Here is a 13,498-nt window from a genome sequence, read left to right as displayed (position 1 = left end):
AGTCGCGTTACGCGGCCTTTTCCGGCAGCGGTAGGTGAACACGCCGGTCTTCAACCATTTCATGGGTCACGGTAAACTCACGAATGCGCTTCTGGCTGGGCAGAAAATACATCGCGTCCAACATCAACTCTTCCAGAATCATCCGCAGCCCGCGTGCGCCCACCTTGCGTTGATGCGCCATGCGCGCAATCGCCCGCAAGGCCTCGTCTGTGAAGCGCAACCGGATGTTGTCCCATTCAAACTGGCGCTGGTACTGCTTGATGATGGCGTTTTTCGGCTTGGTCAGGATGTCCACAAGGGCGTCTTCGTCCAGTTCGTGGAGCGTCCCAATGACGGGCAGTCGCCCGACAAATTCGGGAATGAGGCCGTACTTGATGAGGTCCTCCGGCTGAACCTGACTGTAGATACCGTCCGTTTTAGCAGCCGGGCGGCGGTCAATTTTGGCGTTGAACCCTAGCGCCTTTTTCCCAATGCGCCGTTCAATGATGCGCTCCAGGCCGCAGAACGCGCCGCCGCAAATGAACAGGACGTTGGTGGTGTCCACCTGATAAAACTCTTGGTGGGGATGCTTGCGCCCGCCCTGCGGCGGGACGTTGGCGATAGTGCCCTCCAGAATTTTCAGGAGCGCCTGCTGAACACCCTCGCCGGACACATCGCGGGTAATCGAGGGACTGTCGTCCTTACGGCAGATTTTATCAACCTCGTCTATGTAGATAATCCCCTGCTGCGCGCGTTCGATGTCACCGTTCGCCGCTTGAATCAGCTTGAGGATGATGTTTTCCACATCCTCGCCGACATAACCGGCTTCGGTGAGCGTCGTAGCGTCTACAATCGCGAAGGGAACGTTGAGGATGCGCGCTAAGGTCTGCGCCAGCAGGGTTTTCCCTGTCCCAGTGGGCCCGATTAGCAGGATGTTGCTTTTGGAGATTTCCACATCGCCCGCGGTCCGGTTGCGCATCATTTCAATGCGCTTGTAGTGTTGGTAGACCGCCACGGCGAGTTTTTTCTTGGTTTCGTCCTGCCCGATGACGTAGTCGTCGAGGAAGGCTTTGACCTCAATCGGGCGCGGCAGGTAGGGACGCTGGGTGACGGCCTCCTGCCGCGCATCGTCATTGATGATTTCGTTGCAAATGTCAATACACTCATTGCAGATGTAAACCGTCGGGCCGGCAATGAGTTTCTTGACCTCATTCTGGCTCTTCCCACAGAAAGAGCAGCGCAGTATATCGTCTCGTCCTCTCACGTGTCTCTCCACGGACGCAGTTGGGAACGTCGCGGCGGCTCGGCTGGCGCGACTGGACTTAGGTGCGGCTTCTCAGCACCTGATCTACGATACCGTATTCCATCGCCTGTGTCGCCGACATAATCCGGTCGCGCTCAACGTCAGCCTCAATCACTTCAAACGGCTTGCCGGTGTGTTTGGCCAAAATGCTCGAAGTCAACTCTCGAATGCGTTTGATTTCTTCAGCTTGGATCAGAATGTCCGTTGCTTGCCCTTGTGCACCGCCGGATGGCTGGTGAATCAAAATGCGCGAGTGGGGCAGCGCATAGCGTTTACCTTTTGTCCCAGCGGCAAGCAGCAGCGCGCCCATAGAGGCGCACTGACCAATGCAGAAGGTCACAATGTCCGGTTTGACGAACTGCATGGTGTCATAGATCGCCATCCCAGCTGTGACCGAGCCACCCGGACTGTTGATGTAAATCGAGATGTCCCGTTCCGGGTCCTCAGACTCAAGAAAGAGCAACTGCGCCACTACCAAACTGGCCACCGTGTCGTCAATCGGCGTGCCAATGAAGATAATGTTGTCTTTGAGCAGACGCGAGTAAATGTCGTAGGCGCGCTCGCCGCGACTGGTCTGCTCGATCACCATCGGAACAAGAGCCGCTGCTGGATGAATCATGGCCGTTAGTCGTTACCTTGAAGCCTTTGAGATGGGCCGTGTGCGGTGCCGGCGCACAGCGACCAACGCCTATCTATTGGTTTTTAGGCGGGAATGAAACCAATTTTTCCGGCGTCGGCATGTCGGACGGCGCAGCCGTTTTGATTTCGACGCGCGCCGCATTGCGAATCAAATCCAAGGCTTTTTGAGTTCGCAGTTGCAAACGAAGCGTATTGAGGTTGTCTTCTCTTGTCAAGCGGGCACGCACCGTTTCCGGAGACAAGTTGGCGCGAGCCGCAATGTCGGCGATAGCGCGTGACAGGTCCTCTTCCGTCACCTTCACGCCAGCTTCGCGAGCGACTTGCTCTAGGATGAGAACTCGCTTGACATCGGTTTCAACGCGAGGACGCAGAGCTTCCTTTAGCTTTTGGAGTTCACTATCCGCTGGGAGGCTGTTGCCCTGACTTTCGAGATGGCGCACCCAATCCCGAAGGCGTGCACTGAGCTGTTCCTCCACCAGCGACTCCGGCGCTTCCACGCCGGTGCGGGCAATCAGTTGGTCAACCAACTGATTGTCAAGGCTCTCGGTCGCACGCTTCTCCAAGCTAGCTTCTAGGTCCGCCCGAACCCGCCTCCGCAAGCTCGCCAGATCCAAGCCAGCTTTTTCCTGCGCCCAAGCGTCATCTAGCGGCGGTAGAACACGCCGGAGGATTTTCTCAACCGTGAGCCGAAACCGGACGCGCTTGCCGGATAGGTCCACGACAGGCAGACGAGGCAAAGCGACCTTCGGAGCCCCCTCCGCCGGATACTGAATCTCTACTTCTACCCGATCGCCCACGACCTTGCCGCGTACGGCTTCGTCAAACTCTCGTCGGGTATTTTCACCGCCGATTTCCACGCTTTCTAAGCGCCGTGGAATGGTCGGCGGACGTCCCTCATCCGGCGCAGTCGCTCCGTCTTCCAGGACGAAGCCCTCTAACGCGACCAGGACTAGGTCATTCGGCTGCGCAGGGCTGCCGTCCGTAACTTCCTCCAGTTTCGCCGTAGCCGCCCGGAGATTGTCCAGCATCCGGTCAACATCTGCATCCGTTACCGGCGTGATTGTCTTGACCCCTTCCAGTCCCTCCAGCGGCCCGACGGTAAACTCCGGGAACACATCAACTTCAAGCCTAAGCACAAAGGGCGACTGATCGTCCAGACGCAGGTCCCGCACCACCGGCTCTCCTACAACCTGCAACTGGGCGGCGGTGATGGCTTCGTTGATGGCTTCCAAGCTCAAGTGCCTCAGAACTCGTTCGTAGATGTCCCGCTGGTAATAGCGGCGCACAAGCGCTAGCGGCGCTTTGCCCGGACGAAAGCCGGGGAGCTGAACCTTGCGGGCAATTTCATTGGAGAACCGATTGAAGCTGCGGGTAACGCGCTCGGCTGGAAGCTCAATGCGAAGCTCTTTTTTGACGGACGAAAGGTGGGTGATTTCGAATTTCAAGCGTACCCCTCGAAGTCGGAGTTGAGTCCCGGGCCGACGGCGGCGTTCATGAGTTGAGTTAACTGGGATGAGCCACAGCGTCCGCCTTGGGCGACAATGAACAAGCCAATAGTATAGTCTTGCGGGCGCAAGCTGCGCAATTCCGTTGGTCCACGCCGTACAGAAGACGCCCTGCACTGTGTATGCCGCCGTCTGACTTTTGGCTCAAGGCGACCGACCCGCGCCGCCGGTCATGGTGGCTGGCGGGCGTTTGGCTGGCCGTTGTTCTCCTCTATGCGCCGACGCTGAGCTACGAACGGGTTTTCGACGACCATCTGCAGATTGAGGAAAACCTCCACATTCGTTCGTGGGCCTTCATCGGTCGCGCTTTCACCGATCATGTCTGGAGCGGCCAGCCGGGTTACCCGCAGACAAACTCTTACCGCCCGTTGTATGTGGTCTGGATGACGGCCAACTATGCGCTGTTCGGCGAAGACCCGCGCGGCTGGCATACAACTTCGGTGCTGCTGTATCTCGCGGCGGTGGGGGGCGTCTGGTGGGCGGCCGGACGCCTGCTTGGCGCAGGTTTCGCACAGGTGACGGCAACCGTTGTGTTCGCCTTGCACCCGACGCATGTGGAATCCGTAGCTTGGATTGCGTCGTTTCCCGACGCCCTCTTGATGGTGTTTTTTACGGCGGCGCTGGCGTGGCATTTGCAGGCGACGGGGTGGCGGCCGGAGCAGGGTTTTGGTCCGGCTACGCCGCTGGATGGCCCGCCGGCGGCGAGGGACTGGCGTAACGGGTTGTCGGCGCTGGCGCTGGCGGGCGCTTTGCTGACCAAGGAGTTCGCCGTTTTCTGGTGGCCGATGGTGTTTTGTCTCCATCTTGCCGGGCGCGACGGCTCGTTGCTGGCGCGGATAGTCGCTGCTGGTCGCTCGCTGTGGCTGCACGCGCTGGTCGTTGCAGCCTACTTCGCCGCACGGCGGCTGGCCCTGCCGGGCGTGTTCGAGGGGACGCCATACCTGTCGTGGACGACGGTAGCGCTGACGGCGCCGCTGGTGCTGTGGACATACCTTCGCCTGCTGGTGTGGCCGGTTGGTCTGCGGCTCGAATACGAACTCACCTACGTCGTCAGCCCGACCGATTCGGTGTTCTGGCTGCCGTTGGCCGGACTTACGTTCTTGGCGGCCCTAGCCGGATGGCGCTTGCGACGCTGGCCATTGGCGCTGACATGCTTCATCTGGGTCTGGCTGCCGTTGCTTCCGACGCTCAACCTACGCCACTTTCGCCCACAGGAGTTTCTTCACGACCGCTATTTGTTTCTTCCCACGCTGGGGTTCGCTTTGTTGGTCGGCTGGGGACTGGCGACACTGACGAGCCGGCTGGCGTCGCGCGCAATGCAGGCGGCGGTCGCCGGAACCGTCACAATGGTTTTGGGCCTTAGCTACGCTTGGCTGACGGCGCAGTATGTGCCTTACTGGCGGAACGATCTGACGCTTTATGGTCGCATCCTCGCCTTTCACCCGAACAACGTCTTCGCGCTGGGCAACCTCTCCGACGCCTTACTTAGGCGCGGACGCCTTGACGACGGCATTTCAGCGCTGGAACGCGCCTATGCGCTTGCTCCCCACGAAGGACGGCTGGCGCGCGCGTTAGGCAACGCCTACTGCCGGGCCGGACGGTTCGAGCGGGCGGTTGCGGTGTTGGAACCGTGGCTGACGCACGATCAGGAAAGCGTCAACCACGCTGGGGCCTGTTACGATTATGGCTACGCGCTGCTGGCGGTCGGACGGACGCAGGCGGGACGTGCCTACTTGGAACGCGCCGCCAAGCTAGCGCCTGACGACGCCCAGATCTGGTTCATGCTAGCTGAAGCGCGGCGTGCGTTGCGGCTCTGCCCGGAAGCGGACGCCGCCTACGCGCAGGCGCAGCGTCTTGCGCCCGACCGCACCGATGTCGTGCAGCGGTGGGCTGAACTGACTCGGAACTGTCCCTAACGGTTGGCGTCATCTGATGTCCGAACGCCGTCTGATTTCCATCGTTGCGCCCTGCTTCAACGAAGCCGCCGGCTTGCGGGCTTTCCATGCGGCGCTCACCGCCGTCTTGGAGATGCTCCCTTACGCCGTGGAAATCATCTACGTGGACGACGGCTCGACGGATGCAACGCCGCATGTCCTCGCCGAACTGCGGGCGCAGGATGCGCGTGTTAAGACGTTGACGTTTTCGCGCAACTTCGGTCATCAAGCGGCGTTGCTGGCCGGATTAGACGCCGCACGGGGCGACGCTGTCGTGACGCTCGACAGCGACTTACAGCACCCGCCGGAGCTGATTCCGACGCTGATTCGTGCTTGGGAAGAGGGCGCGGAGATTGTCCATACCATTCGCCGCGAAACCGCCGACGCCACATGGTTCAAGCGCCTAACGAGTCGGCTGTTTTATCGGCTGTTGCGATGGGCGTCAGGGACGCCAATCATTCCGGGCGCGGCCGACTTTCGCCTCCTGAACCGCGCCGCCGTGGACAGTTTCTGCGCTCTACGTGAAACGCACCGCTTCAATCGCGGTTTGGTGAGTTGGCTTGGCTTCCGAACAGCGGCTGTTGAGTTTGACGCACCGGCGCGTTTCGCTGGTGAAAGCAAGTACTCGTTAGGACGGATGGCGCGCTTTGCCCTTCACGGTTTGGTGTCGTTTTCAGTGTGGCCGCTGCGCGCGGCAATGCTGCTAGGCTTTGGTATGGCGGGTTTTGCAGCGCTGTACATCGCCTATGCGCTCTATGTGTTTTTTATTCTGCACTGGACAGTGCCCGGTTGGACCTCAACGCTCATCACCGTTTTGCTAATTGGCGGCGTGCAGTTGTTGAGTTTGGGGATTGTTGGGGAGTACGTGGGGAAGATTTACGAAGAAGTCAAGGGGCGACCGCTGTACATCATTCGTGAGCGCCACGGCTTCGGCGACGACCACGGCGGGGACGGTTACGGTTTAGAACGGACTGCAACTGCGCCGGCGTCGGTAGACCAGCAGGTGAGACGCGACGGCCGTTCTAAATAACTCAGGACGACAGACCTCACGACGCTCGTGACCATAGACGGCTTCGGTGAAGTCAGTGCGACAATGTGAGCGTGCTAGGGGTGCTAGGGGTGCGGCCCTTCCTAGGGAGAGACAAGCAGGCGTTTGCCAAATCTGTTCCGACGTTTGCTCAAACAGCTGTTGCCGCCCAGTGTCTTCCGTGACGAGGCAGGCAAGGAGTGACCCGATGGCCAAAAAACAATTTGTTTTGTGGTAGAAGGCGGGCGCGGTTCTCGGCGCACGTCTTGCCCGAAGTCGGCTGTCCGGTGGGTATGACGGCGCGACCAAAACCACCACTTCCATCGTCGCCATAGCTTTGCTGTCGTGTAAGGGGCAATGACAAGGTTTGTTTATTTGATGGCGCGCACGGGTCGGCGTCCGGGGGGCGCGGTTTCCAGTGCAGCGGTCGTGGCATTGGCGGCGCTACTGGTTTGGCTGACGCCCGTGAGTGGCGTCGCGCAAGGAGACAACCCCTTCAAGAAAGAGCCGACACAACCGCGCTCGCAGCCGACGCCGCGCCCGAAACCTCGTCCACGAGCTGCGCCGCGCGTGTCACGCCAACCTGCGCCGCCGCCACAACCTGCCCTGCTGCAACCCTTTGTCAATTTGGTCGGCATGGAAATGATCCCAGTCCGTATTGGGTCCAAGGTGGTGTATTTCAGCCGGTATGAAGTGACGCAGGAGCAATGGCAGGCGGTTATGGGGAGCAATCCAAGTTTCCCCAAAGGAAACGATCTGCCGGTGAACAAAGTCTCCTTGGACGATGTCGCCGTGTTTCTTCGGGAACTCAATCAACTGGAACACGGTCGCTCACTCAGCTACCGACTACCGACCTCTGGTGAATGGGAGGCCGCCGCGCTTGGAGACGGGACGTTCAACCTTGATGCGCAGAGCTGGTATGCGCGCAACTCCGGCGGCCGCCCACAACCTGTCGGCCGCAAACAACCCAACAGCCTTGGGCTTTACGATATGAGCGGCAACGTTTGGGAGTGGTGCGCCGAAGGCGTCGTACGCGGCGGCGCATATGACAGCCCGCCGGAACGGTGCGGCCCGCGTAGTGGCTACCGCGAGTCACCCCAAGGACGCGACGGCAACATCGGCTTTCGTGTCGTCGCCAGTCCGCTTGGTCGCTAGCGCACTTTTTGGCGTGCGGTGGCTTAACGCGCCGCAAACCGCAACAACGCGCCAACTTGTTTGAGAAAGCGACTGTTGTTTGGCGTGTACTTCACGCCAAAGCTTGAGAAGCTCTGCTATGGCTAGTTCACTGTCACGCCTTCAGGCAGGGCAGTTCCGCGCAGCAAGACAAGCTCGGAAGCCGTCCGGCGCGGAACGCTGCGCCGCCACAAAGCGGCGGAACGACACCCGCATGCCAAATCGAGGACTAACGGCTGCGTTTTCTTGGCAAAGTGGCTAGTTGAGACTGCCGAAGCCGCCCCAATTGCCGTAATCATCCCCATCGTCTTCGCGCCGGCCGCGACGCCGGTCGGCTGGAGCCGCCTTGCCGTAACCCCGCTCTTCCGAACGGCTGACCTTCCGTTGCGCATGCAGACCCTCAAGGACAAGTTCCGCAGCCGCCACCAAATGCGCCGGCGTACGCCCCTCGGCATAACCGCCCATCTCAGCAACCTCAATGAGCGTCCGAACGGCACGCATTTTCTCCAAAACCACTGTGGACGATTCCATTTCAGAAATCTTGAGCGTGCGCCCCTGGTTAAACCACTCAATGATGCGCCCGGTATCCGCAGTAGCAAGGTAGTTGTCGTAAACACGCCCACAAGCAGTACGGATGAGTTCACGCGCGATCCGTTCCGCGCCGAGCTGTTCGCCTTCGTACTCCAGCTCAATTTTGCCGGTAATTGCTGGCAGTGCGGCGTAAATGTCGGCGATCCGTGGCACGATAACGGTTTCATGATGGCGTAGGGCGCGATGTTCAGCGCTGCTAACGACGTTTTCCAGCAACGAAATCGGCAACCGCTGACTGACACCGGAGCGCCGATCAATGCGTTGGTCTTCACGGGCGACAAAGGCGATGGTTTCAACAACTTCCCGAATGAACTTCGGAATGTGGATCGGCGCGCGGGAGGGACGGTTTGTCCATGCTTCCTGCGCAGTGATTTGCACGCCTTCCTCAATGCTCTGCGGGTAGTGCGTGAGAATCTCCGAGCCAATCCGGTCTTTGAGCGGCGTAATAATCTTGCCGCGCGCCGTATAGTCTTCAGGGTTCGCCGAAAACACCAGCGCCACGTCAAGCTTGAGGCGCACCGGAAAGCCCTTAATCTGTACGTCGCCTTCCTGCATGATATTGAACAACCCAACCTGAATCTTGCCAGCTAAATCAGGTAGTTCATTGATGGCAAAAATGCCGCGATTGGCGCGCGGTAAAAGCCCAAAGTGTATCGTGCTTTCATCGCTGAGGAGATTGCCGCTCTTGGCCGCCTTGATGGGATCAATGTCGCCAATGATGTCAGCAATGGTGACATCGGGCGTCGCCAACTTTTCGACATAACGTTCTTCCCGCTTTCGCCAAGCAATCGGGGCGGCGTCGCCCTGTTCGGCCATCACCCGCCGCCCATATGCACTGACGGGCGCAAACGGGTTGTCATTGATCTCCGAGCCGGCAATGACCGGTATCACCTCATCCAACAGACTTGTCAACGACCGCAAAATGCGGCTTTTGGCTTGTCCACGCCGGCCCAATAGAATCAAGTTATGGCGGGACAAAATAGCATTGATGAGGTATGGTTCAACTGAATCTTCATAGCCGATGATACCCGGAAAAACCTTCTCGCCGCGTTCAAGTTTGGCGATGAGGTTCTCACGCATTTCGTCCTTGACAGAACGCCGTTGGCGCGCAGGGTCACCCCAGACACTGTTTTTGAGTTCTCCAAACGTCGTAGGCAGAGCCATATGTGGAAAACAAACCACCGTGGAAAAACTGCTTTAGGGAAAAAGTAGGCTGAACACAAAGGACCGCTAACCGATTTTGCGGCGTCGGATGAGGTGCTTGACTTCAGCTTCACCGGCGTCGGTCATCACGCTGATCACCACCGCCGCAGTACCGGCATGGAAGTTGGGCAACGTCAACGTCAGGACGGCGACGCCGGAAGCGTCTGTTGAAGCTGAACTGCGGTATGGACGGTCGTGCGTCCCAAACACTTTGGCGATCACCGGCGCATTAGGAATAGGCTGACCACCGACTCCGCGCGTGACGTGCGCTTGGATCACCACCGTTTCCCCAGCATAAAACTCCGGATTACCTAGCAGCGTAATAACCGGTTTCTCGGATTGTAGGTTACGGGCGACGTACTGATTAACCATGCTGTTGAGGTCAATCGAGGCTTTGGGCGTACCGCCGGTCGTTGAGGCTGAGGGCGGGGCGACAGATGCCGGTGGTTGACTCAGCGAGGAGAGCAGATTATCCAGCACCGTTGTGACGGCTGGCCTTGCCGATGACGGTGAGAGTGGGGGTGGGACTGTGGGGGGCGTGGAACGCGGTACCTCAGGGCTGGAAGGCAAAACACTATCCAGCGCCGATGTCACGCGCGCCACGCCTGGAATCGGCGGCGGTGGTGGCGGCGGCGGCGGCAGACTGGCGGGCAGGGGACGCGCCGGTGCGCCTTCAGAAACTGAACTTGCCAGCAGTGGCGACAGCGATTCCGTAACCGAAGCCGGCGCTGCAATCACCGGCGGCACCGGCGGTGGCGGCGGTAGCGGCCGAGGCGCAACATTAGCGCCGGTCTCGCGTTTGGCGATGAGTTCGTTAATACGCCCACGGGCAATCAATGCCAGAATCGCCTTGTGCTGTTTTTCTAGCTTCTTTTGTAGATCGGCGGGCGTCGCGCCTTCTTCCAAATCCTTCGTGTAGTAGGTACGTTTGGCGGCAAGAACCTGCCCGCCGACATAAACAAGCGACAGAATAAGTGGGTTAGCCGGCCCCTTGTCTTCGGTCTGAACGTGGTACACGACACCGTCGTACGTGATGTCGGTGTTGAAGCCGGTAAGCATAAGTCTCAGTATTTCAGCGAGGTAACTGAAAGGAACAAGCCGTTAATACCGCCAATGCCAGAAGAGGCAGCGACGACGGTAGCACAGGCTTTTTCAAACCGTCAACGCGCCCGCCGTTCTGCGTTGCTCTGCAAGTTGCACCTCCGTTAGGATGCTGCAGTGCCATACCCCCGTCTGGTGTATTCCTCACATTTTAGAATCTGCCTTTATGTCAACCGACGTTCTTTCCCGCATTGCCGAAAAGGTGCAAGCCGGCGAGCGACTGTCATTTGACGACGGGGTGGCCCTCTTTGAAAGCCAAGATGTGGCGTTTCTGGGACACTTGGCTAACACCGTTCGGCGCGCACGGCATGGGCGAGTGGTGTACTACAACGTCAACCACCACCTGAACCCGACCAATGTGTGCTACTGGGACTGCGCCTTTTGCTCGTTTTATCGCAAGCCGGGCGACGAGGGGGCGTACACCTACACCGTTGAGCAAGCCGTGGCGGAAGTGCGCCCTTACTATGAGGCCGGTATTACGGAAGTTCACATTGTCGGGGGGCTGCATCCGACGCTGAAGTTCGACTATTACCTTGACCTGCTGCGCGGTTTGAAGAGCGCTTACCCTGACCTGCATCTGAAAGCCTTCACGATGGTCGAGCTTGACCATTTCAAGCGCATCACACGGCTTTCGGACGACGAAGTGATTGATCGTCTGCGGGAAGCCGGTTTGGACTCCTGTCCTGGCGGCGGCGCCGAAATCTTCGCTGAACACATCCGCGCTCAAATTTGCCGCCACAAGTGTGATAGTCAGCGGTGGCTTGATATGGCGCGGGCCGTTCATCGCAAGGGCATTCGTTCAAACGCGACAATGCTCTACGGCCACATTGAAAGCTACGCCGACCGGGTTGACCACATGCTCCGGCTACGTGACTTGCAGGACGAAACCGGCGGCTTCCAGTGCTTTATCCCATTGGCGTTTTACCCTGAAAACACGGCGCTTGCTCATTTGCCGGGCCCAACGGCAGTGGACAGCCTCAAAACCATCGCCGTTTCACGCTTGATGTTGGACAACTTCGACCATATCAAGGCGTACTGGGTTATGCTCGGACGGCAAACCGCCCAACTCGCGCTGCACTTCGGTGCGGATGACTTGGATGGTACAGTGTCGGGTGGCGGGCCGCTCGTGGCAACCTACTCGGCCGACGGACGTAGCCGCTGCCAGGCGACTCGTGAAGAAGTGGTGTCGCTGATTCGGGACGCCGGGCTGGAGCCCGTCGAACGCGATACGCTGTATCGTCCAGTCGTCCGCGAGGCCGTCGCTGCCGCCGTCTAAGATAGCGGCGTCATCCTTCGTCTGAGGCAACGTCGGGGCGGTCGGCCGCCAGCCGCTGCATGGTGGCGGAAAATTTTTCGAGGTCAGCCTGGATGCGCTCCATCCGGCGGCGGGCGGACTGGTACTGCGCCCACTGCGGCGTTTCCACGACCTGCTTGAGCTGGCTTTCGCCGAGCAGAGTTGCCAGCAACGCAATCAAGTCGTTGGCGGCCGTCACCTGCGCGACAAGGCCGTTGATCAAGTGATAGGCGTCTTCGGCCGTCGCCCAGTCTAGCGCTGCTTCGGAAGACGTGCTTGGCGGCCCCGCCAGTGGCGTCGGATTTGGCGGTTGCGTCACTGTCCGTCTCCCTTCGATTGTGGTTCACCTGCTTCCCGAACCTGCGTGGGACGCCCGGCCACCGTGAGCAGCCGGCGATTGGCAAGGGCCGTCGAGCGGACATACCCAAGCGCGATGACCGCGTTTGTCACCGGATGGCGGGCGGCGCTGGTGATCAGCCCGACTTCCTTCCCGTCGGCCAGAATAGGTGTTCCATGCGCCGGAATGGGCCGCCCATCAAAATCGTCGCCTTCACACACGAGCGATACAAGCCGCCGTGCTGTTTGGTCGTGACCGCGCCAGTGAATTTTCGCCACGGTTTCCTGCCCAACATAGCAACCCTTGGTGTAGCTAACGGCGTAGCCCAGCCCGGCCTCCAACGCCAAGGTTGTTTCGTCAAAGTCCTGACCAAAGCGGCCGACGCCGCCCTCGATGCGGCAAATGTCCAACGCATCCCAACCTACCGGCGTTGCGCCGGCCGCCGTCAGCGTTTTCCAGACAGCGACCGCCGCCTCCTGCGGCGCGAACAGCTCAAAAGCTGGCAGTCCATAGCGTGGACGCCGCACTACCAGCGCCGCCGTCTCACCAATGCAAAGACGCTCATGCGCAAAGACCGGTAGTTCTTCCGTACCACCCCCGACCTTCTCAACCGTCAACGTCTTCCGCCAAGCATCCGGGTCGGCCCCGGTCAACTGCTTAATGACGCGGGTTGACGCCGGGCCGATAAGGCCGATCACGGCGTAGGCGTCACGCAAATCCGTAAGGCGAAAATCGCCGGCGCGCGCCAGCGGCGCAAGCTTCTTCTGGATAGCCGGCGCAGCCGCCAAATCCGTCGTCAGCCAGAACTCGTCCGTCAGGCAATCGAGCGTGACATTAGCAATAACCTTGCCCTGCGCCGTTAGGAACAACGCCGCCACGCCTGTTCCCGGCGTGAGCGGCTTGACATGCTGGCTCACCCAACCATTTAGAAATGTCACCCGATCTTTGCCGCCGACGGCAAAGCGTCCGTGCGCACTGAGGTCAACGACGCCGACATTGTTGACAAGCGCCGCATATTCCGCCGCAAGTTCCCCATACTGGGCCGGAACAAGCCGGTCGCCTTCAGAACGTAGAGCCGCGCCAATGGCTTTTTGGTGTGCTTCAAGCGGGTGCGCCATACCACCTCCCTAAACTAACTACTTGGGGCAGGTTATGTGAAAGGGTCAAGAGTTTTCCCCAACTTCGGCGATCATAACAATGACTCCTTACCCACCCTTGGCGGAACGCTTGTTGGCCCGTCAAACCACCGGCCTCACAGACTCAAAATGGTAGGCGTGTGCAAGTTGCCTGACGGTTGGGTGTCAGGAATGCGCTGAAATTTCAGCTTTATTTGTGTACCAGTCGCAGCGCCAGTCAACGGCGACTTTGCCCCTGTAGCTTTGCCGCGCCTTTGATGAACCCAGAAGCGCGAT

General features: G+C 59.5%; 11 protein-coding genes. 4 read left to right on the top strand and 7 right to left on the bottom strand.

Translation table 11 applies throughout. From position 1 onward, the window contains the following. Window positions 1–7: 7 nt before the first annotated feature. The 3 genes from clpX to tig all read right to left on the bottom strand — a co-directional run bounded on the left by clpX (window position 8) and on the right by tig (window position 3,366). Window positions 8–1,243: an ATP-dependent Clp protease ATP-binding subunit ClpX gene (clpX, locus tag NZ585_13230; GenBank protein MCS7080997.1), complete on the bottom strand. Its 1,236-nt coding sequence runs from the start codon at window positions 1,241–1,243 to the stop codon at window positions 8–10. Window positions 1,244–1,301: 58 nt separating this feature from the next. Beyond that, window positions 1,302–1,901 carry an ATP-dependent Clp endopeptidase proteolytic subunit ClpP gene (gene clpP, locus NZ585_13225; protein ID MCS7080996.1) on the bottom strand — a complete coding sequence of 200 codons (600 nt, stop codon included), beginning with the start codon at window positions 1,899–1,901 and terminating at the stop codon, window positions 1,302–1,304. Between the two features lie 73 nt (window positions 1,902–1,974). Next, window positions 1,975–3,366, bottom strand: a complete 1,392-nt coding sequence (tig, locus tag NZ585_13220; GenBank protein MCS7080995.1) for a trigger factor — start codon at window positions 3,364–3,366, stop codon at window positions 1,975–1,977. Window positions 3,367–3,548: 182 nt separating this feature from the next. Here tig and NZ585_13215 point away from each other — a divergent pair, with 182 nt between their 5' ends. The 3 genes from NZ585_13215 (at window position 3,549) to NZ585_13205 (ending at window position 7,542) form a co-directional block, all read left to right on the top strand. Then, window positions 3,549–5,342, top strand: a complete 1,794-nt coding sequence (locus NZ585_13215; protein MCS7080994.1) for a tetratricopeptide repeat protein — start codon at window positions 3,549–3,551, stop codon at window positions 5,340–5,342. A 16-nt stretch (window positions 5,343–5,358) separates the two neighbouring features. Further along, on the top strand, window positions 5,359–6,390 hold the full coding sequence (locus NZ585_13210) for a glycosyltransferase family 2 protein (GenBank protein MCS7080993.1): 1,032 nt from the start codon (window positions 5,359–5,361) through the stop codon (window positions 6,388–6,390). Window positions 6,391–6,765: 375 nt separating this feature from the next. Beyond that, window positions 6,766–7,542 (top strand): formylglycine-generating enzyme family protein, encoded by a 777-nt coding sequence (locus tag NZ585_13205; protein ID MCS7080992.1) that lies wholly within the window; start codon window positions 6,766–6,768, stop codon window positions 7,540–7,542. Window positions 7,543–7,818: 276 nt separating this feature from the next. Here the strand turns inward: NZ585_13205 and NZ585_13200 are convergent, their stop codons facing one another. Both NZ585_13200 and NZ585_13195 read right to left on the bottom strand, forming a co-directional pair. After that, window positions 7,819–9,315 carry a magnesium chelatase gene (locus tag NZ585_13200; protein ID MCS7080991.1) on the bottom strand — a complete coding sequence of 499 codons (1,497 nt, stop codon included), beginning with the start codon at window positions 9,313–9,315 and terminating at the stop codon, window positions 7,819–7,821. Between the two features lie 66 nt (window positions 9,316–9,381). Further along, window positions 9,382–10,413: a hypothetical protein gene (locus NZ585_13195; GenBank protein MCS7080990.1), complete on the bottom strand. Its 1,032-nt coding sequence runs from the start codon at window positions 10,411–10,413 to the stop codon at window positions 9,382–9,384. A 208-nt stretch (window positions 10,414–10,621) separates the two neighbouring features. Here NZ585_13195 and mqnE point away from each other — a divergent pair, with 208 nt between their 5' ends. Further along, on the top strand, window positions 10,622–11,731 hold the full coding sequence (gene mqnE, locus NZ585_13190) for an aminofutalosine synthase MqnE (protein MCS7080989.1): 1,110 nt from the start codon (window positions 10,622–10,624) through the stop codon (window positions 11,729–11,731). Between the two features lie 10 nt (window positions 11,732–11,741). Here mqnE and NZ585_13185 read toward each other — a convergent pair whose 3' ends face one another. Both NZ585_13185 and NZ585_13180 read right to left on the bottom strand, forming a co-directional pair. Continuing rightward, a complete protein-coding gene (locus NZ585_13185; GenBank protein ID MCS7080988.1) occupies window positions 11,742–12,068 on the bottom strand; it encodes a hypothetical protein in 327 nt (108 codons plus the stop codon). Further along, window positions 12,065–13,204 (bottom strand): hypothetical protein, encoded by a 1,140-nt coding sequence (locus NZ585_13180; protein ID MCS7080987.1) that lies wholly within the window; start codon window positions 13,202–13,204, stop codon window positions 12,065–12,067. Before NZ585_13180 ends, NZ585_13185 begins: the two co-directional genes overlap by 4 nt. Window positions 13,205–13,498: the final 294 nt, after the last annotated feature.

The sequence above is a fragment of the Chloracidobacterium sp. genome (assembly GCA_025057975.1).
In the GTDB taxonomy this organism is placed as follows: domain Bacteria; phylum Acidobacteriota; class Blastocatellia; order Chloracidobacteriales; family Chloracidobacteriaceae; genus Chloracidobacterium.
This window is presented reverse-complemented; position numbering and strand designations above follow the sequence as displayed.